Here is a 20,198-nt window from a genome sequence, read left to right as displayed (position 1 = left end):
ACTTGACGGGGAGCAGTTCAGACCGAAAAAAGCTGGACTTTTTGTTTGATTAAGGAGTTCAGCCTTTGGAGTATGAGAAGCGCATAGTTAAGCAGTTTTTAATCTATATGAGTGATACAGCCTTTACTTGATTAAAGTAAGGGCTATTTTATTACTTTTTTTAAAATGATGCATGTCAGACTCACTAGTGCGATAGAAGCAAATGCTATCTACAGTTTAAACTAATTGATGAAGTTGTCCGATAATAGAGTACAAGATTAGGCAAAATCATTAATGACTTGATGAGAGGACTGTACAAATATATGCTCAATGTTTTTAAAAAATCAAGTGAGATTTTAAAACCACGTGCACACGTTGTTTTATCAGGCTCTCTGAATGAAGATATGAATTTCTTAGAAGGGCACCCTGATGCCATTTTTATATTAAATACAAAAGGTGAAATATTAACATGCAATAGTAAATTGCTTGTTCTCTTAGGATACAAAAGGGAAGAACTCAAAAGCTTTTTAGAAGAAGTCGTCCCACCGACTTATCGGGAAGAGGTAAAAGAGTCTTTTCAAAGTACTCTTAAAGGCAAGACAGTTCATTATTCAATTGTAATTCGCCAGCAGAATGGCCAATCGCTTACAACGGAAATCACAAATATTCCGTACTATCAAGAAGGCGTAATTAGCGGAGTATATGGCATCGTGCGTGATGTTACGGAAGAACAAACCTTTAAAAAGAATTATGCAGAATTGTTAAAACGAAATGAAGAAGAAGTATGGCGTTTAGCCACTCATGATCATGTTACAAAGCTGCCGAATCGTTTTTATCTTATGAATACAGCAGAGCAATGGCTTAATGAAGATAAAAGCATGACTGTAATAGCAATTAGTTTTAATCAAATCAGCGAAATAAACCGTACTTTGGGATACACGTATGGGGATGTATGGCTTCACGCGACGGCACAGCTCTTAAAAAACAACACACCTAAAGAGGCGTTTATCGGACAGTTGATAGGTGATGATTATGTAATTTTACTTCCCGAGTTAATAGGGTTCAATAAAGAGGAATGGATAGAAACGCTTTTATCGTTCAATAATCATAAATTTAGTTTAGAGTCGTACGAATGGTATGCCAAAGTTTCATTAGGAGTAAGTAACAGTAGTCTTGGTGAAGACGAAAAAGCCGAAACTTTAATCCGCCATGCTAATATTGCTTTGGATCGATCTAAGAAAAGTACTACTAAAGTCCATATTTATGATGCCTATTTAGACATTGAGGCATTTAAACGTTATAAAATCTATTCAGACTTACGCTATGCGGTTTTGAGAGAAGAATTGTTTTTGGAATACCAACCAAAAGTAAATGCATGGACTGGGAAAGTAGAAGGTGCAGAAGCATTAATTCGCTGGGATCATCCGAAATGGGGTCGTATTCCTCCGAATGATTTTATTCCACTTGCAGAGGAAAGTTCTGTTCATCTGAAAATTGCGGATTGGGTCGTAGAAGAAACATGTAGACAACTATCGGAATGGAGAACGCAAAATCTTTTGTTAGTACCTATCTCAATAAATGTTTCTCCCAAAAGATTATTACATGGTGATTTTGCAGAGGTTGTCTTTAAAAACTTAAGAAAACATAAGTTACCTTCTTCCTTGTTTGAAATTGAGATTTCAGAAACAGATATTTTATATGAAAATGTAAAAATCTCAGAAACACTGCGTCAATTGCATGATAAAGGGATAAGTATCTCTTTGGATGATTTTGGAAAAGGATATTCGTCTATTTCTTATCTACAGGACTATCCGATTGATACGATTAAAATAGATCGTAAGTTTATCAAGGATATTGATTCAGAAATTCGCGCACGTTCTATCGTAAGATCAGCAATTTTTATTGGTCAAGAGTTTAGATTGAATATTGTAGCGGAAGGCGTAGAAACTGCTGCGCAATTACAAGTTCTTCGCGGATTAGATTGTCCTACTATTCAAGGCTATTTATTTAGTCAACCTTTACTAGAACAAGATTTTGCAGAAGTACTATCACGGCAACTGTTACTACCGAAAGAAGAGATTACTAATAAAGAGATTGCTACGTTATCCTTGCAAGCAAAATTGACAATTGATCGTATTGACGACGTGCCGGTGAAGATTGGCTCCTCTGTCATCATGATTTGCAGAACTAATTTGAAAAACTTAACGTTTTATTCTAACATTCGTTTTCCTGTTAAAGAGGAAGTGGAGTATAGATTAACTGTAGAGTTAACGGATAGATTTCAGGATGTTTCAATCCGGCTTCACGCTATGAAAGAGCTCTCAAACGGATTGCTGGAATATGAAGGATACTATACAAGCATTCATCAATCACATATCGTCATCACTGCCTTTCAGAATCTTAGATGAAGTAAAGCTTTATAGTGCCGCTGACCTTTAGTCAGATCCATTTTATTGTTGTATGCGAAGTAGTCTAATTAACGGTATATATAACTGAACAGTTTTCGGATCTGAACTATATGGTATAAGATAAGCTCAACTAAAAATGAGAATGAGCGTTTAATCATTTGAGGTGATTCAGGAAACACTGAAGTCGATAGTACCTTCTAGCTGCCTTTTAGTTTAATAAAGATTAAATTGTCTGATTAACAAGATGAGAAAGAAACGATCAAATAGTGTGAACTTTCCGGGGTGTTTACATTCTAAAAAAGTTCAGGGGTAGAGTTATTATATTAATAGGATTGAAGAAAAAATGGACAGGGAATTGAGGGGAAAACACTTTATAAAAGGAGGTTCTTCTCATGACCCACTTCGATTATTTGGAACAGTATCTTGTCACGCATATCACTTATAGCAAACAGACCATCAAAGCCTATCGCAGTGATCTCCGGCAAATGAAACATCATTCCGTCGATTGGTCGGTTAAGTCTCTTCAAACGTATTTTGACCAATTGATTGGGCAATACAAACCGGCAACGGCGATGCGGAGGTACCATGCATTGACAGCACTTGGGAACGAACTCGTCCGAGCAAAACGTCTGCGGAAAAATCCTATGAGACAAGTCCATGCGATCGTTCATCAGCAAGTGACACAACGCGAACATCATCCACTTGAAGAAACGATCCAAACGATTCGTCAAATCAGTCATCCTACTTACCGTCTCTTCTTCGAATTAATCAGTCAAACGGGTCTCCGCTTCATGGAGGCCCGTTTGTTGTCGATCGAGGATATTCAGTTTGCGACGTTGACGTTGCTCGTACGGAACGGGAAAGGGCGACGCTTGCGGACGGTTCCACTTGGAGAGAGACTGGCTCATAAGTTACAAGTATTTTTGGTTGGACGGACGACAGGACTCGTGTTTCGTTCCGTTCGTGGTCAAGCAATCAACGAGCAACAGGCGCGTAATACGTTACGTGCACAGTCACTTGCTATGTGCGGACGATCGTTACATCCACACGACTTGCGTGTTTCGTTTGCGACGTATCTCTATCAGAAGGGTAATCGGAAACTGCTTGAGATTCAGCGGTTACTTGGTCACAGCAGCTCACGGACGACGGAAGGCTATATCCTCAGCCAGGAAACGAAGCTCCAGCAAATCATCGATGCGTTGTCGGCGTGAGCCGGTTGATTGAGGACCGGGCGACTTCTGACGACGGCAGGATATACTGTTGCGTCGTCTTAGCGTCACTATGACCGAGCAGGCGCATGACGGTCAGTAAATCGGCTTGATGCTCCCGGTACAGTGTCGTCGCGAACGTCACCCGTAAGTCGTGTGGTCGGAGAGTTCGGCTTAAGACCTGTTGGCTGGCGAGCCGGAGTTGCTTCCGTGTTTGATTTGGATCAAGCAAGCGTCCAGTATTGTTTACGAACAAGTAATCTGTATTCGACTGTTGGTCGAGGTATCGGGTCAGGACAGTGACCAGCTCGTCGTGGAGCGGGACGTAGCGTGTTTTTTGTCCCTTACCATGACGGACAAACAGTTGGCGTTCGATGAGGTCGAGATCGGTCCTGCGTAATTGCCGGGCTTCATTAAACCGGAGACCCGTATGTAAGAGCAGGAAGTAGAACGCATAGATCGTTTCGTCCTGCAGCGTCTCGATGACACGGCGGGCATCCGTGTAGCTGAAGGCAGTCCGGTGTTTCGGAAGTGGTCGGGACGGTTTTTTGATGTGGGTTAACGGATTTTTTGCCAGTGACCGTTCGGTGACGAGGGCGTCGAAGAGGGTTGCTAAGGCATGGATTCGCCGGGCGACGGTCGTTGGAGCGTAGATTTGTTTCAAATGGGAGATGTAGCGGTGCAGGGAAGGGATATCGATGGTTTTCGCATGGGTACAGAAGTGTCGGACGTCCGTGCGGTAAGCTTTTTTCGTCAGCGGACTGTAGCTGGGGGATTGGTCGATGATCATGAGTAATCGCTCCAAGTAAAACGTCATCATAGGAGGATCTCCTGAACCTTCCGTTTGAGTTCCGATTTGAGCGAACGCAGACGAGCAGGTGAGTAGCCAAGTGCCTCTTCATTTCCATGGAGAAGGGCTTGGAGGATCGTGAATTCCTTGATGGAAAGTTCCTGTTTTAGTTGATCGAGTAAGTAGGCGAAGGAAACTTGCTGCTGACGGGGGAGTTCCGGTAACGTCTCGACGGCGACTTCACCAGCCAGAGTCCGGTTACGGGTCGCCAAGTAATCGAGCATCGCCCCTTTCGCACGAATCCGGGCGAAGGTGACGGTCATGACTTTGCCTTCTTCGATTGATTTCCATAGCCGAAGTAGTGCTGCTTGGCGGCATTCATCGTGTTCATTTGGATGGATTGAGAGACGCGACAGAAGGGAATTGACGAGGGGGATCCATTGTTTTAAGGCTTCATTCATGAAGAGATAATCCAATCTGAGATATGCATATCTATGTATTCCGCGGTAGTTTCAGTATAAGTAGAGTTATCCTGAAGAGAGTGGCAGAAACAGGCGGTTTTTCAAGCGATATTTTGTTTTGGACAGAAGAAATAGAGGGATTTTGCGTCTTGAAAGTTTAGAAAACCGTTGGCATGATTCAAAAAAGACGATTTGAAAACAGAGGATAACTCTACTTATCCTAGGGGGTGTTCGGAAAAAAATAATCAGCATCCACCAAACGTTATACCGATACACGAGGAAAAGCAGGACTCCAGGGCAACAGTAGGGAACAACAAAAATAGGCGATAGACTTTAGTTAGATTTTTTGATGAAAAGGAGTGATGACACGTGGAAGCATTTGAGAAACGCCAATATGAAAAACGGTTACGTGAATATCCGGAGCATTTTGAGTATTGTCTTGTCCAAGATTATGAAGCTAGATACGTTGGCGAGCGACTTTATACCTTTAATGCAGATGAAATTTCACTCCAGTGTTTTGTACAGGGGATGAATCTTGAAATAGTCAGCATCATTTTTGACAAACAGTTATTCGAGCGGGACTTCCTCCTTCAATGGCTCAGTTATTTTGGAGTACACGTCGGAGCGGCAGGAAAGTCAGCACGGATTCCGAACGCAGGTGCCATCGATCGCGCCTACTTATTTTTTGATCATATCGTGACACGATACATCAAAGGACAGGAGACGATGACAGTCAAACGTGAGGGACTGAAGGAATGGACGGATTATAATCGTCCGCTCGTTGAAAAGATACTCGACACAGAAGGCAGACGGATTCCGATTCCGATGGTCGTGTTCAACGACGAGGTATTACCTGAATGTCCGAGTCTGAAGTTCAACCGGAAAGAAGATCTTGTCGTCTTGAACGGGACGGTGATGAACATCGACCGGATTGATGAGTATGGGGACGGGATTGGCTTTTACCGAAAAAATATCCGGGAGCCAATTGCCTTCATGGAAAACGAGGATGTCGTCATCGTGATTAATATTTTCGAGGATGAAGCAGAAGCTGGGAAGCTTTGTGACATCACATACATGCCGATGTTTGATACGACAGATGATAAGAGATGATGCGGGTTTTCATTTTTCATGAAGTGAACAACACCTCCCAAGGTGCTTTCGTGAAGAAAGTCTTGGGAGGTTTTTTCGACTATTCCTATTTAAAAAGAATGAATATCTACTCATGTTTTGATATAGGGAAAACATTAGAACACAGAACCATGTGTAACCGCTAAAAACACATAGTCGATGAATGTTTTTGTAAGAACAAGGGTAACTGTAACTGTTAGCTAGATGAAACAAAAACTGACATTTACGGAGGCGGGGAAAATGAAGCAACTGGATGGATTTCCAACATCGTACTGGCGCACTTCGATTGAAGCATCGACGTATCCGAAACTCGAAACAAATCTAACCAGTGACGTTGTCGTCATCGGGGCTGGTATCGCCGGACTCGTCACAGCCGTTCAACTGATTGAACGGGGGTATGAGGTGACGTTGATTGAAGCAGACCGAATCGCAAGCGGGACGACCGGTTATACGACAGCGAAAGTTTCATCACAGCATGGCTTGATTTATGACGAACTGATCCAGACATTCGGCGAAGAGAAAGCACGGCTCTATCACGAAGCGAATGAAGAGGCGATTCGGTTCCTGCGGGATCAGACGACACGCCTGGCAATCGACTGTGAGCTTGAGGAACAGGATGCCTACCTGTACGTCGCATCAACCGGACCGAAACACAAGCAGCTGATCAAAGAAGCCGATGCGTACAGCCGGCTTGGGATCAACGGGGGAGACGCGACGGACGAGGTCAAAGGCAAGTTACCGTATCCGGTCGAACAAGCTCTTGTCATTCACAATCAAGCCCAGTTCCATCCCGTCAAGTACTTACTTGGTCTCGCGCAGTACTTCACGGAGCAAGGCGGGAAGCTGTACGAACAGTCGCGGGCGACGTCTGTCGAATCCAAAGAGACGCCGACTGTGTTGCTTGAATCCGGTCACCAGATCGAGGCGAAGAAAGTGATCGTCGCGACACACTTTCCGTTCAACGATTTCAAAGGGCTCTATTTCTCGAAACTCGAAGTCCATCGCTCGTACATCGTGTCGGGACGTGTTCCGGAAGAGTTCCCGGACGGCATGTTCATGAGTGCCGACAAACCAAGCCGGTCCCTCCGGCATACGCAGACGGCTGACGGGACACGGCTTGGACTGTTTGGCGGGGAGAATCATCTGTCCGGTCATCAGACGGATACGAAAGCCAACTACCAAGCGTTGGCTCATTTCGCAGAAAGTGAGTTCCATGTCGCACAGATTGATCAATTTTGGTCAGCGCAGGATCTGATTTCGCTCGATAAAGTGCCGTACATCGGTCAGATGACGAGTGACGATCCGAACATTCTGATCGCGACCGGCTTTGCCAAGTGGGGGATGACGAACGGGATTGCGGCAGGATTGCTTTTGTCCGATTTATTGACCGGAACGCCGAACCGCTTCCGGGGATTGTTTGACCCGAACCGATCGAAGCTGAATAAGCAGGACGCGAAACAATTCGCAAAAAACAATGCCGATGTCGCGATCGAATTACTGAAGGGAAAAGTGGCCCGTGCCAGTCAATCAGCGGACGATCTAGGTATCGATGAAGGAGGACTTGTCCGTCATGCCGGGAAGACCGTCGGAGGATATCGAGATTCAGCCGGAGAACTTCATCTCGTCAAGACAACGTGTACGCATATGGGGTGCGACGTCAAATGGAACAACGGGGAACGGTCATGGGATTGTCCGTGTCATGGCTCGCGGTTTGATTACGAGGGAAAAGTCTTGGAAGGGCCGGCGGTGAAGCCGTTGAAAAAATTAAATTAACGAAAAATGTCCACGCAAATTGCTGCGTGGACACTTTTGATTACTTGTAGACACTTTTCGGAACAAAGATTTCCGGTTGACCTGTCGCATAGGGAGCGATCTCATACGATTGGAAGACGACTTTGATGCCATCTTTCATCATGAGATATTCTGATTTTTTCGAGACATCGACGTCACTTAATGTATCGACGAAGTAGTCATCATTGTTTTTCAGTTTGTTGTAGATGTACTTCTCGACTTTTTTAAACTGTGTCGAGGTTTTTAAGACGCTGGTGATTGGCACTTCTTTACCCGTTTTCAATGAATAGTTGACGCCGTACTTATAACCAAGTCCGTGTGCGCCGCCCGTATAGGTATAGTCTAGTAGGGTGAACGTCAAATAGGCGGAGTTGTTGCCGGATACCTTATACGCTGTACTGTAAGTATGGTTGCACATCGACGGATTTTTTTTGCAGTAAGAGGTTTTTCTTTCTTCTTTCTCGATGGCTTCGATTTCTAGATAGTTTTGGTAGGCGAACTTGGAGAATTCGGTCAAGTCGGCATTGATGGTTTTTCGAATGCTCGTCGACGGACCTTTCGTGACGTACGGGTATTTCAGTGACTTTTTGTCTTTCGCATACTTTGTGATGACGGTAGGTTTCGTTGCAGCGTCAACCGACAAGGCAGTCGGTAAAAGTAATGTCGCAGACAACAGGGGAATCAGCCAAGATTTTTGCATGAAATCTAACTCCTTTAGAATAATGGATTTCTTTTAGTATACGAGATTCCACTTTGATTGTAAGGAATTACCTTAAAATTTATTTATCTTCAAATCAATGTTTTTACGTCCGTCTGACCACAAATATTTCAAGTGATATCAGAATTTAATATTCAATTCGTTTTTCTATGTGCTATAATTACCTGGTATTAAAAATATTCAAGCGTTTAACTATATCGGTCGGGTCGATCTTCATGTGGATGTTACGAATTCACCGTCACGAACGCCGTTTACAGGTTTCATATCAAGTTCATCATTCCATAGTAGCGTCGTGAACGCTGTACGAATTCGAGGAGGAAGCAACACATGAGTAAAGAAAAAATCGCCCAGCTTCGCAAACACGTCTCGCCTTTTGAGAAGGCAGACGTCAAATCAAGCGTCCGGCAGATGATCAATACGATCTTGCCGTTTCTCGTCGCCTGGTTCCTGGCTTACCAAGCCTTACAGATTTCCGTTTGGCTTACGGTCCCACTTGCGATCGTCGCAGCCGGTTTCGTCGTCCGGATGTTCATCATCTTCCATGACTGTACACACGGATCATTCTTCAAAAGTAAAAAAGCCAACGCAATCGTCGGGACGATCACAGGTATCCTGACCTTGTTCCCGTATGAGAAGTGGAAACGCGAGCACTCGATCCACCATGCATCAAGCGGAAACTTGGACAAACGGGGTGTCGGTGACATCTGGGTCATGACGATCGAAGAATATATCGAAGCATCAAAATGGACACGTCTGAAATACCGTTTATACCGGAATCCACTCGTCATGTTTGGTCTTGGACCACTCTTGTTGATTCTCGTCGTCAGTCGTTTTAACCGGAAAGATGCGCGGAAGAAAGAACGTATCAATACGCATGTCATCAACGCGTCACTGATCGTTTTGTATGCCATCATGATTTACTTCGTCGGCTGGCAGGCCTTCCTGGTCATCCAGGGAACGACGATGTTTACGGCAGGTGTGCTTGGGATTTGGTTGTTCTACGTCCAGCACACGTTCGAAGACTCGTATTTCGAGGATGAAAGCGAATGGGATTACGTCAAGGCCGCCATCGAAGGCAGTTCGTATTACGAGTTACCAAAAGTCTTGCAGTGGGTGACAGGGAACATCGGTTTCCACCATGTGCATCACTTAAGCCCACGTGTTCCGAACTACAACTTAGAAAAAGCGCATACCGCGACACCACCGCTTCAAAAAGCGACGACAATCGGCTTATTCTCGAGTCTGAAATCGCTTCGTTACAAGCTGTATGACGCTAAAAATAAAACGTTTGTGACGTTCGGAGAAATCAAGCATCTGCTTCGGGAACCGAAAACGTCGGCTATGTAATAAGTTATGCCTTACTTCTTTTAATAGAAGTGAGGCCTTTTTTTGTCGAAACAACTGCGACTTTCGCCGTATGTTCTGCTGTCAGATTCATGGTACGATGGCAAGTATTGAAGGAGGGATGATGGATGCGTCGTCTACCCGTTGCGTATATCATAGCAGGAGTCATTTTACTTTTATTATTTGGATTTAGTTCGATGAGTTATCAACAACAATCCCTGATTCCGTTTTTAACGAACCAGATCCCACTGGGGTGGGTCTATGCCTTTTCGTTTGTCTCGTTTCATTACGAAGTCCCGATCAGTGTTGCGTCCCTAGGTCCAGCCGCGTTCGTTGAGTTTTTTATCCGGAAAGGAATGCACGCTGGGTTGTTCTTTATCCTCGGTACGAGTCTCGTCCATGTCTTACGAAATCGGGGATACCGTCCTCTTCCGGCCGCCTTTTTTGCTGCGACGACAGCAGTTACGGTCGGTGTTTTTGATGAATTCCATCAACAGGTGACCGGTGGACGGACACCACTTGTCGGAGATGTGATCATTGACGGAACTGGCGCTTTGTTTGGAATCCTGCTCTATACGGGGATTCGTTTATTCTTAAAAGCCGATCGAATCGTCAAATCGGAATATCAGCAATCGAGTTGAACACAAAAATACCCGGTCGTCTCAACTTAACTGAGACGACCGGGTATTTTAACGATCAAAAACGTTGGACCCATTCGATTTTGTATTGTGTCCGACCGAACTGTTTACGGAGAATCGTATCAGCTTTTTTCCGCGCTGCCATGTGGTCACCAGCCTTAATGATTACACGGTCCGTATCTACAATTTCATCCTGCTCAAGAACTTGATACTGAATAGTATATTCCTTATTAAAAAGTCCTAATATTCCCAAGAGAATCACTCCCATATTCTTCATTCTAGTAGTTAGTATATGGTATTTAAGAGGGGATAGCAATTTAAATAAATGACTATTGTCGCACCTGTTACTAAAATGTATATGGTTCTAAAGAATCACAGGTCTAATATTTCAAATGTTACAAAGAATGTTGGTATGTCTAGATAAAAGGCGTTTAAAAGTAATTTTTAGCTAACTTAGTTATAACTATATTAGGTCTTTGGACATACTAAGAAAAAATATATTTTTATTTTGGAAATATATTAAAATATAATGATTCGAACGATTAACAATAATTGCCTTGGAACTCTTATGGGATTACCGGTATGATAAAGGCAAGGACAAAAGAGGTGAAGAGATGATGGATGAAACAGAACAAATCAAACAGGGCAACCAATCGATCTCAAAACGAGAACGGCTTTATTTTTGGTTGCTGTTGCTTAGCACGCTGATGACAGGGTGTGGTCTAGTCGTCGGGATTCTTACACTCGGAACGAGTGGTGTCGTTCTCGTCGGGATTCTCTCCCTTCTGTTAGGAATCATATGGATGCGTCAGTGGGTCCGTGTGATGGCGATACGCGCAGATGGTGTTTTTCTGAGTGAAAAACAACAGCCGGCGGCGTATGAACAACTTCGTCAAGACGCCAAGCAATTGGGTTTTTGGAAAGTACCGGAGGTCATCTTGACCCGGCACCGAACCATTACACGACCACGAACGATGGGGTTGTTCCAAAAGTATATGCTTGTGTTACCTGCTGATTATAAACTGGATGAAACGACACATTTTGAGGTCTTACGGGAACTCGTCCACTTGAAGCAGAACCACGAAGAGAAACGGATGTTGTTGTTACTCGGAAGCTGGGTCCCCTTTTTACGGAGTGCCTATTTACGGGCCTGTGAGGAGACGGCAGACCGTCTCGCCTTGGCGCAGCTGGAGGAAGAAAACCGTATTCCGACCCTTGTCCGGTCGGTCGTTGGTCCGGCGATATGGAATCGGTTGGATTTGACAGACTACATAGAAGAAAAACAGCAAGCCCCTTCACTCGCGATGACGCTCAGTGAACTGTTCCGCCATCAACGATCCGTTTCATGGCGGTTAATGACGGCTGGACTAAAGACGCCGTCCCGCGCGCCGCGCCTGGCGACTGGTCTGTTCGTCAGCTTGAGTTATGTTGTGCTCGCAAGCCTCGTCTTTTTCGCAACGACGTTTGCGACACCAGGCTGGCTGACGAACTGGACAAAACCCGTCGAACAAGCAGTCGGCTCGAAACAAGACTTAGGCGAAACGAAACTGATGGCGGCGATTCAAAAAGGGACACTCGACGAGATTAACAAACTGATTCCGACGAGTGACATGAAAGCCGTCGATGCAGACGGGGATACGGCGCTCCATTACCTCGGGTACCGGAAATCAAGTGAAGGGCTAGAAGGCGTCTTTGATGCCTTGCTCGCTGCCGGGAGTAATGTTGATAGCGTCAATGAGTTCGGAGAACGTCCGTTCATCACTGCCGTCTACAGCAACAATAAGGAGTTGGTTGCGCTTTATCTGAAACGAGGCGAAGCCATCAACCAGCAGGACGCCGAGAAGTATACCCCGTTGCATCATGCGGTCGAGGGGGAAGGGACGCAGACCGTCAAGCTGTTGCTCGATCAGGGAGCAGATCCAGCGCTGAAAAATGCCGATGGGTATACCCCCCTGATGATGGCTCAGGAGTATGAACTCGATGACGTCATCGTCCTACTGAAACAAAAACAAACCCAGACCCTATGAAAAAGGACGATCTCCCGCTTGGGAAATCGTCCTTTTCGTGATTATTTTGATTCTACTTTTGTATCGATGATGCGGCCTTCGATTGTGTACTTGACTTCGCCGAGTGACTTCGTGAAGTCACGGAGGTTTTCCCAGTCAGAGAGACCAAGATCCGTTACGCGTCCTGCTTTGTACGCGACTTCGAACGGTGTCAAACCGTCTCCACCTTTTGCTGTGAACGCATTCGTTGCGATGACGTACGTTTTTGCAAGGTCGATGGCTTCAAACGTTCCGTTGTTGTTGACTTCCATCTTCGTGACACGGTCACCTTTTGCGAGTTTGCTGCTGTATTCGAACTTCATGCCCGATACGTGGAGGAATCCACCGTTTTCGATTGGTGCGACACCAACACTGATTTCAAGCAAGTTTTTGATTTCCTGACCTGTCAATTTCGCTGTCGCAAGTGTGTTACCAAACGGAAGCGTCGTCAAGACTTCACCGACTGTGAGTGGTCCGGCGTTGATTGCTGCACGGATTCCACCGCCGTTTTGCATGGCAATGACCGTTTCAGCATTGTATTCTTTTGCTTTTTTAAGCATGCCGTCTGTAATCAAGTTCCCGAGTGCCGTTTCACTGTTCCGGACACTGACTTCTCCACGCGGGTTGACGAGTTCGTTGACGATGTTCGCGCCGACTTCCTCATTTTTCAACTCTGTGATTTGATCTGCGTACGGTTTAAGGATCTCTGCTGCTTTTACGTCTTCTGCTGCTTTCGACACGTCGACCAATGAACCGGTGTACTCTGTCAACTTCCCTTTGTAGTCGAACGTCAAGTTGAGATTGCCGAGAAAATCGCCGTATTGATAGGCTTGCGCGATGATCGTTGGTTCTGCTTTACCAGGAACGATTGTGTCATCAACGACGACTGGTGTTTCCAGTTTCGTATGCGAGTGACCACCGACGATGACGTCAATGCCGTCGACATTACGCGCAAGCAACTGATCATTATCGACTGCTGGGTTGTCGTCAAAGCCAATGTGTGTCAACGCGACGATCTTGTTGACGCCACGGTCTTCGAGTTTCTTGACCGCTGCTTTTGCGCTAGCGATGTAGTTCGCGAAGGCAACAGTTCCCGGACTCGAGATGTCCGCTGTCTCTTCTGTCGTCAAACCGAAGAAGCCGATTTTTTGTCCTTTGTATTCCTTGATGACACCTTGATAAATTTTCCCTTTTTCAGGACCGGCTGTGATCGTTTTGGATTGGAGACCAGCGAGCAACTCATTTTTGCTGAAATCGACGTTCGCTGTGATGAATGGGAACTTCGCTTTTGTGACGAAGTCTTGTAACGCTTGGTGGTTGTCTTGGTCTCCGAGATCGAACTCATGGTTTCCGAATGTCATCAAGTCGTATTTCATATAGTTCATGAGCGCGAGATCGGCTTGACCTTGGAACTTGTTGAAATAAAGCGATCCGGAGAAAACATCGCCTGCATCCAGTAAGAGGGAAGGTGTACCGTCTGCTTTATAGGCAGCACGGAGGTCTTTGATGACTGTTGCCCGTTTTGGTGCTTTATCGAGATTGGCGTGCGTATCATTCGTGTGCAACAAGCCGATTGAGAAATCGTCTTTATTGATGTCCAAGACGTTGATTTTTGCTTTGAGTGTGATTGTTTTGCCGAGACGTGTGTAACTCGCGACGGCATACTTCGTTCCGGCTTCGCTCGTGTCGACGTTCGACCAGCGGACCGGCTTGTCATAGACACGGCCTGTCGCATAGAGGACAGCCAGTGTTTTTGGAAGTTCTGGTTTCTCACCAACGTAAATCGTCTGTTCTTTAACACTTTCGACGAATTTCACGGCATAGTTTTGGATCAGGATTTTGACTTCAATCGGCGATTTCTTCTTGCCATACGTCCCTTTGACCGTCTGATAGCGGTTGAAGATATGACGATCATAGCTCTTCCACGTAATCTTCTCGCCCTTATATGTAGCAGGTAATTTGACCGGGGCACCTTTTGTGAAGACGAGCGACTTGAGTTTGACCGTTTTGACTTTGACATGCGTTGCTGCTGATACAGTAGTCTGGGCAACGGGCACGATTGCCGATGTCGTCAGAGCGACAGCAACGGCTGCCGCGTAAAGCGGTTTTGATTTGTACATACGTAGAAATCCTCCTTCAAAGTGGGTGTATGAATACAAGGTCGAAATGCGATCGTTGACCTCTTCTTCTACTATAAGTCGTTCTGTCCATCTGTTGCGATAAAACTTTTGTAAACTTCGTAAATTCTTAGGTCGGACGACATGACAACTCGCTCAAGACGTTTGATTTCGTCTTGTTTTCTAGTTAATTCGACCTAAAGTGATAAAATGATAACGTTTTCATTATAATCTTCCTGCAGGAAAAAAGAAACGAAAACATACATCGAAACGTCAAACATTCCCATTATTTGATAATCTATTGGTGGAATTCAGAGCAGGAGTTCTGTATGATGAAAAAATGAGGAAATTGCGGGAGGAGAGCAACAAGACGATGAAAGAGACGATTCAAGGGACAGTGATCATAGTCATTTTATGTGTGATGAGTATTCTGTTGATCTGGGGATTGTCCTCTCCACCGACGACGATTGAATTTCCATTTCCATACCATTCGCAACCGGCGCTCAGCGATGTCTTTGACATGGTTGAAGCGCTTTTTTTTGTTACCCAGAAAGCTACAGTTTGGTGTCGGTTTGCCCAATAGATTGACACGAATTTTAACGATGGCTAGAATTGATTAAGTGTATGGCACCTGCTGCCTACTTTTTTAATAGGAAAAGAGTGCTTTGAAGAGAAGGGAGGAATATGTAAACGTGCAGACAAGGAGTCTGTGCACGGTCCATCGTTCGTTTGAAGATTCGCGAACGGAGTCCGTCTTTTTTAGTGGATGCAACTGAACTAAAATACATGTACCTTTACAGATCGGAAGGAATTTAATTATGTGGAAAGAAATGAAAAGTATCATCCGCGAACAGGTGGAGAATTTTCCACTGATCCGCCGTCTTGCCCGTTATGAGATCAAATCGGCGCACGCGGAACAACGGCTTGGTCTGTTATGGGAGCTGCTCAATCCCGGTTTGCAAATCTTCATTTACTGGTTCGTCTTTGGGGTCGGACTGAAAGGGAATAAAAACGTCGACGGGGATATCCCGTTCATCGTCTGGCTTTTATGCGGGATCGTCGTCTGGTTCTTCATCAATGACGCCTTGCTCCGCGGATCGAACTCGATCAATAACCGGCTCGCAATGGTGACGAAGATGCGTTTCCCGATGAGTGCCATTCCGTCCTATGTGATTTTGTCCCGGATGTATCAGCATTTTGCAATGCTTGTAATCGTCTTTTTCGTCATCATCCTGAATGGAATCCCGATCACGTGGAAACTGCTCCAGTTACCTTATTATATGGCGGCGACCTATATTTTCGTCTACGCCTTCTCCCTTTGTTTCTCGACATTGATTACGCTCGTCAAAGATATTCAACTGTTCCTGCAATCGATGATGCGGATGCTGTTTTATCTGACACCGATTCTTTGGAACATCGAGCGCTTCCCGGATGTCTTACATGGTGTTCTGCGTCTGAATCCGGTCTTCTACCTCGTTGAAGGATACCGTGCCAGCTTACTCGGAGGTGCCTGGGTCTGGCAGGAGTGGCCGACCGGACTCTATTTCTGGAGCGTGACATTACTCTTGTTCACAGCCGGAACGTTTTTACACATCAAGTTCCGTAAATCATTCACCGAGCTCGTTTAAGGAAGGAAATCGCCATGTCTATGATAAAACTCGACCATGTCACGAAACGATTTGATATGGTCACGACGACCAAAGAAAAATTTAAGCTGTTATTTAAGAACCAAAGCAAAAACGTCAAGACGTTTACGGCGCTCCGTGATGTGTCCATCGATATCGGATCGGGTGAAGTCGTGGGTCTTGTCGGAATCAATGGTTCCGGAAAATCAACGTTATCGAACTTGATTTCGGGGATCATCTACGCCAATGAAGGGGACGTCGCGATCAATGGGGAAGTTGCGATCATCGCCGTTTCCCAAGGTCTGAAAAATGTCCTGACAGGTCGTGAGAACATCCACTTGAAATGTTTGATGCTCGGAATGGATGACGCGGAAATCGAACGCCGGATGCCGGGCATCATCGATTTCGCCGACATCGGTGACTTCATCGATCAGCCGATTAAAAAGTATTCGAGCGGGATGAAGTCGCGGCTTGGTTTTGCAATCGCCGTCAACGTCGATGCCGACATCCTGATTGTCGATGAAGCCTTATCGGTCGGGGATCAGACGTTTTATAACCGTTGTATCGACAAGATGAACGAGTTCAAGAACGAAGGCAAGACGATCATCTTCGTCAGTCACTCCTTGACACAAATTAGAAGTTTCTGCGAACGCGTCATCTGGCTTGAGTACGGACAAGTCAAACAGGATGGGACAACGAAGGAAGTCGTGCCGGAGTACAAGAAGTTCCTGACCGAATACAAAAAGCTGACGAAAGAAGAGCAGCATCAGTACCGGAAGGATCGTCTGAAGGAACAGGCACAACAGGCGAAACCAGGGAAACAAAACGTGGATGCGGAAGATACCGTCAAACATCCGGGATGGATTTTGTCAGGCATCAGCCTGCTTGTCATCGCAGCCGGTAGTCTGATGGTCATCGATGAGACACCGTCCTTCGTCACCTTTAGCGAAGCGTTATCTAAATTGTTTTAAGATTAAAGATCATGGACGTGACCGTTCATGGTCTTTTTTTCGATGGAAACAGGGAATAGCTACTAGAAAAAAGAAATAAGAACAAAGTAGAAGTAAGTACATGAGCGGAGGGCTGTCATGAAAAAAATCAGAAAAGCCATCATCCCAGCGGCAGGGCTTGGGACACGTTTCTTGCCGGCGACAAAAGCGATGCCAAAAGAAATGTTGCCGATCTTGACGAAACCAACGATTCAATACATCGTCGAGGAAGCGGTCGCGTCTGGTATCGAACAGATCATCATCGTCTCGGGACGAAACAAACGAGCGATTGAGGATCATTTTGATCATGCACCGGAACTTGAAAACATTTTGCGAGAAAAAGGAAAACTCGAATTGTTAAAAGAAGTGGATGCCTCGACGACGATGGCTGAGATTCATTATATCCGCCAAAAAGAACCAAAAGGACTCGGACACGCGATTTGGAGTGCCCGTCATTTTATCGGTGACGAACCGTTTGCCGTGTTACTCGGTGACGATATCATCGTCTCGGAAGAACCTGGTCTCAAACAACTGATGAATCAGTATGAAGAACTCGACGCATCGGTCGTCGGGGTCCGGCACGTTCCGACAGAAGACACCCACCGCTACGGCATCATTGATCCACTGAATCAGACCGGACGCCGTTATCAGGTCCGACAGTTCGTCGAGAAGCCAGCACAAGGAACGTCACCTTCCAACATGGCCATCATCGGACGGTATATCCTGACACCAGCGATTTTTGAGTTCCTCGCCAATCAGGAAGCGGGGGCTGGTGGTGAAATTCAGCTGACGGACGCGATCGAACGCTTGAATGGACGAGAGAACGTCTACGGTTACGAGATCGACGGAAGACGTTTTGATGTCGGAGAAAAGATGGGTTACGTCGAAACGACACTTGCCTTTGCACTCGAAGATCCAGAGATTCAAGCGGATGTCAGAGCCTTATTACGTCACCACGTCGAAAGCTGGACGGACTAATTGAACTACCTCCACCTACGCTTCGCTAAGAGGTGGAGGATTCCTGAGTTATTCAACCTAGCGGTCAAAAATTTATCAGGCTAACCCCGTCGTCCCGACGGTTGAACGTTGATCTTGTCCGTTTCTTTTATGCGGATGCCTACTCTGCTTGGTTTTCGCTACTTAGGTCATCCGCAAGGTGAACGTTGAAGATTTTACGTGACAGACGAACTTCCTGTCACAACCCTATATCTTCAGTTTTCAAAGAACATGACTCTTTTTTTATTCCTGATTTTAATTGTTTTCAAACCAAGAGTGTCGGACAATTGACGTGTCGCAAGACACGCCTTGCCCGAAGACGATTCATCTCCTACTTGCACTTGGGCTTCGCCCTGAACGTTTAGAAGTGGGAGTATTCTCGTCTAATTTTGATAAACAAAAACAACAAAGCTCGTCAGTGAGCTTTGTTGTTGAGTCAACGTCAGTCAGGTTTGTTTCGTATTCATGTAGGTTTTTACGTGGGGTGCCGTATACGTACGGAACCGTTCGAGTAATCGTTCGGGTTCCGATTCGACAAGCAGCATGGCGGCATGTTCTGGAATCAGAAATCCCTGTGTTTCCATCTGTTGGAACAGCGTGACGAGGGGATCATAATAACCGTCGATGTTTAAAATGCCACACGGTTTTTCATGTAAGCCGAGTTGCGCCCAGGTGAACACTTCAAAAAATTCTTCCATCGTTCCGGGACCACCCGGTAGAATGATGAAGCCGTCCGCAAGTTCAGCCATCTTCGCTTTTCGGTCGTGCATCGATTCCACGAGATGGAGTTCCGTTAGATCGGGATGGGCAATCTCTTTTTCCTGTAAGAAGTGGGGGAGAACTCCGATCGCTTGTCCGTTTGCTGCGAGTACGGCATCGGCGACAGCCCCCATCGTTCCGACGCGTGAACCACCATAGACAAGGTCAAGTTTTTGGTGAGCAAGGGCTGTACCGAGCTTCGTCGCTGCTTCCCGGAAAATCGGTGTTGCTCCGTCTTTTGAACCACAAAACACTGCAAGCTTTTTCATCCTTATGTCCTCCTTGTTAAAAATCGTCTTCTGTCAACATATCATATCAAGGCAGTTCGAATAAGAGGGATTTTGTAACGTTATCACGAAAATGATTAGGTAGAAACACGTCAAAGTGAAGGAGGAAAAGATGAGACCAAAAACCATCGTATGGCTCGTATTGCTGATTGCGGCAATCAATCTTGCAATCGGGATTTGGGTACCGGAATCGCCGACGCGAACGACGATCAGTAGCGTCTTGCTTGGGCTGGTCGTCCTGCTGGGAGTAGGATATTTCATTGCGCTGCGCCGTTCATCAAAATAAAAAAGGAACCCGTTTCGTTTGCTTAAATGCAAACAGAGCGGGTTTTTTAGGTCATGGGCCAATTAAAATGGAATGAAGGAATATTCTAAAAAATCTATTTTTATACACGTATTCGACACAAAGACGGATTAAATGTATAAAAGATACACGTTTAGTGACCTAAGACCTAGGTCGAAAGATACATTAAGTGTAAATAATGTGCAAAATGAGTGAAATATTCGTATTCGAATATCCGAAGGGGGTCTAAGGATATATGATGTTGTTACAAAGCTAGACAAAAAAATTAGGAGGTTGTTAATGATGAACTTAAAAAAGAAATTAGGACTAATTGTTGGAGCACTTGCTTTAACTGCCTCAATTGGATTAGGAACTACTGATTCTATTAAAAGTATTGATATTGCAGGAAATGGTTTACCACTTGAATATTCAGTAAAGCGTGACATTGCAGGAAATGGTTTACCACTTGAATATTCAGTAAAGCGTGACATTGCAGGAAACGGTTTACCACTTGAATATTCAGTAAAGCGTGACATTGCAGGAAACGGTTTGCCACTTGAATATTCAGTAAAACATTGTAATTTTAAGTGAACAATTTAAAATTTAAAAAATAATAAATAATATTAAAATTT

18 protein-coding genes are annotated in these 20,198 nt (G+C 45.1%); 12 read left to right on the top strand and 6 right to left on the bottom strand.

All coding sequences use genetic code 11. The features are described from left to right. The first annotated feature begins 302 nt into the window (after nt 1-302). Both BLD48_RS14800 and BLD48_RS14795 read left to right on the top strand, forming a co-directional pair. Complete coding sequence (locus BLD48_RS14800) at nt 303-2,387, top strand: sensor domain-containing protein (protein WP_071500896.1); 2,085 nt, start codon at nt 303-305, stop codon at nt 2,385-2,387. Between the two features lie 392 nt (nt 2,388-2,779). Continuing rightward, a complete protein-coding gene (locus BLD48_RS14795) occupies nt 2,780-3,598 on the top strand; it encodes a tyrosine-type recombinase/integrase (RefSeq protein WP_071500895.1) in 819 nt (272 codons plus the stop codon). Here BLD48_RS14795 and BLD48_RS14790 read toward each other — a convergent pair. Together BLD48_RS14790 and BLD48_RS14785 are read right to left on the bottom strand one after the other, a co-directional pair. Next, the gene (locus tag BLD48_RS14790; RefSeq protein ID WP_071500894.1) at nt 3,576-4,415 is read right to left on the bottom strand and encodes a tyrosine-type recombinase/integrase; all 840 of its coding nucleotides are present in this window, start codon (nt 4,413-4,415) and stop codon (nt 3,576-3,578) included. The two genes, BLD48_RS14795 and BLD48_RS14790, sit on opposite strands and share 23 nt — an antisense overlap. Beyond that, the gene (locus BLD48_RS14785; protein WP_071500893.1) at nt 4,412-4,846 is read right to left on the bottom strand and encodes a sigma factor; all 435 of its coding nucleotides are present in this window, start codon (nt 4,844-4,846) and stop codon (nt 4,412-4,414) included. The genes BLD48_RS14790 and BLD48_RS14785 overlap by 4 nt, the downstream gene beginning before the upstream one ends. A gap of 369 nt (nt 4,847-5,215) precedes the next feature. Between BLD48_RS14785 and BLD48_RS14780 the strand changes: the two genes are divergently transcribed. Beyond that, on the top strand, nt 5,216-5,956 hold the full coding sequence (locus BLD48_RS14780; protein WP_071500892.1) for a hypothetical protein: 741 nt from the start codon (nt 5,216-5,218) through the stop codon (nt 5,954-5,956). Between the two features lie 258 nt (nt 5,957-6,214). Then, entirely contained in the window at nt 6,215-7,747 is a 1,533-nt protein-coding gene (locus tag BLD48_RS14775; RefSeq protein ID WP_071500891.1) for an FAD-dependent oxidoreductase, read from the top strand. 40 nt (nt 7,748-7,787) lie between these two features. On the opposite strand, the gene BLD48_RS14770 is transcribed toward BLD48_RS14775, so the two are convergent. After that, entirely contained in the window at nt 7,788-8,465 is a 678-nt protein-coding gene (locus BLD48_RS14770) for a DUF3298 and DUF4163 domain-containing protein (RefSeq protein WP_071500890.1), read from the bottom strand. 345 nt (nt 8,466-8,810) lie between these two features. On the opposite strand from BLD48_RS14770, the gene desA reads away from it, so the two are divergent. Beyond that, nucleotides 8,811-9,830 carry a Delta(5) desaturase DesA gene (gene desA / locus BLD48_RS14765; protein WP_071500889.1) on the top strand — a complete coding sequence of 340 codons (1,020 nt, stop codon included), beginning with the start codon at nt 8,811-8,813 and terminating at the stop codon, nt 9,828-9,830. A 125-nt stretch (nt 9,831-9,955) separates the two neighbouring features. After that, entirely contained in the window at nt 9,956-10,468 is a 513-nt protein-coding gene (locus BLD48_RS14760; protein ID WP_071500888.1) for a VanZ family protein, read from the top strand. 55 nt (nt 10,469-10,523) lie between these two features. On the opposite strand, the gene BLD48_RS14755 is transcribed toward BLD48_RS14760, so the two are convergent. Then, the gene (locus BLD48_RS14755) at nt 10,524-10,718 is read right to left on the bottom strand and encodes a hypothetical protein (RefSeq protein ID WP_143082950.1); all 195 of its coding nucleotides are present in this window, start codon (nt 10,716-10,718) and stop codon (nt 10,524-10,526) included. A 361-nt stretch (nt 10,719-11,079) separates the two neighbouring features. Here BLD48_RS14755 and BLD48_RS14750 point away from each other — a divergent pair, with 361 nt between their 5' ends. Continuing rightward, a complete protein-coding gene (locus BLD48_RS14750) occupies nt 11,080-12,492 on the top strand; it encodes an ankyrin repeat domain-containing protein (protein ID WP_236630045.1) in 1,413 nt (470 codons plus the stop codon). Nucleotides 12,493-12,533: 41 nt separating this feature from the next. Here the strand turns inward: BLD48_RS14750 and BLD48_RS14745 are convergent, their stop codons facing one another. Then, the gene (locus tag BLD48_RS14745; RefSeq protein ID WP_071500886.1) at nt 12,534-14,630 is read right to left on the bottom strand and encodes a 5'-nucleotidase C-terminal domain-containing protein; all 2,097 of its coding nucleotides are present in this window, start codon (nt 14,628-14,630) and stop codon (nt 12,534-12,536) included. Nucleotides 14,631-15,445: 815 nt separating this feature from the next. Between BLD48_RS14745 and BLD48_RS14735 the strand changes: the two genes are divergently transcribed. From BLD48_RS14735 to galU, 3 genes are all read left to right on the top strand, one after another. Then, nucleotides 15,446-16,255, top strand: coding sequence for an ABC transporter permease (locus tag BLD48_RS14735; protein ID WP_014971349.1), 810 nt, complete (start codon nt 15,446-15,448; stop codon nt 16,253-16,255). A 14-nt stretch (nt 16,256-16,269) separates the two neighbouring features. Next, nucleotides 16,270-17,223: an ABC transporter ATP-binding protein gene (locus BLD48_RS14730; protein WP_071500884.1), complete on the top strand. Its 954-nt coding sequence runs from the start codon at nt 16,270-16,272 to the stop codon at nt 17,221-17,223. A gap of 117 nt (nt 17,224-17,340) precedes the next feature. Next, nucleotides 17,341-18,219 (top strand): UTP--glucose-1-phosphate uridylyltransferase GalU, encoded by an 879-nt coding sequence (gene galU / locus BLD48_RS14725; RefSeq protein WP_071500883.1) that lies wholly within the window; start codon nt 17,341-17,343, stop codon nt 18,217-18,219. A gap of 464 nt (nt 18,220-18,683) precedes the next feature. Here the strand turns inward: galU and BLD48_RS14720 are convergent, their stop codons facing one another. Beyond that, on the bottom strand, nt 18,684-19,265 hold the full coding sequence (locus tag BLD48_RS14720) for an LOG family protein (RefSeq protein WP_071500882.1): 582 nt from the start codon (nt 19,263-19,265) through the stop codon (nt 18,684-18,686). Between the two features lie 130 nt (nt 19,266-19,395). Between BLD48_RS14720 and BLD48_RS16435 the strand changes: the two genes are divergently transcribed. Both BLD48_RS16435 and BLD48_RS14715 read left to right on the top strand, forming a co-directional pair. Beyond that, the gene (locus BLD48_RS16435) at nt 19,396-19,569 is read left to right on the top strand and encodes a hypothetical protein (protein ID WP_201723165.1); all 174 of its coding nucleotides are present in this window, start codon (nt 19,396-19,398) and stop codon (nt 19,567-19,569) included. A 297-nt stretch (nt 19,570-19,866) separates the two neighbouring features. Then, nucleotides 19,867-20,157, top strand: a complete 291-nt coding sequence (locus tag BLD48_RS14715; RefSeq protein WP_071500881.1) for a hypothetical protein — start codon at nt 19,867-19,869, stop codon at nt 20,155-20,157. The last annotated feature ends 41 nt before the right edge of the window (nt 20,158-20,198 follow it).

The organism is Exiguobacterium sp. KRL4 (assembly GCF_001870785.1).
Lineage (GTDB): Bacteria > Bacillota > Bacilli > Exiguobacteriales > Exiguobacteriaceae > Exiguobacterium_A.
Note: the sequence above shows the minus strand (reverse complement) of the source record. Positions and strands in the feature narration are given on the sequence as shown.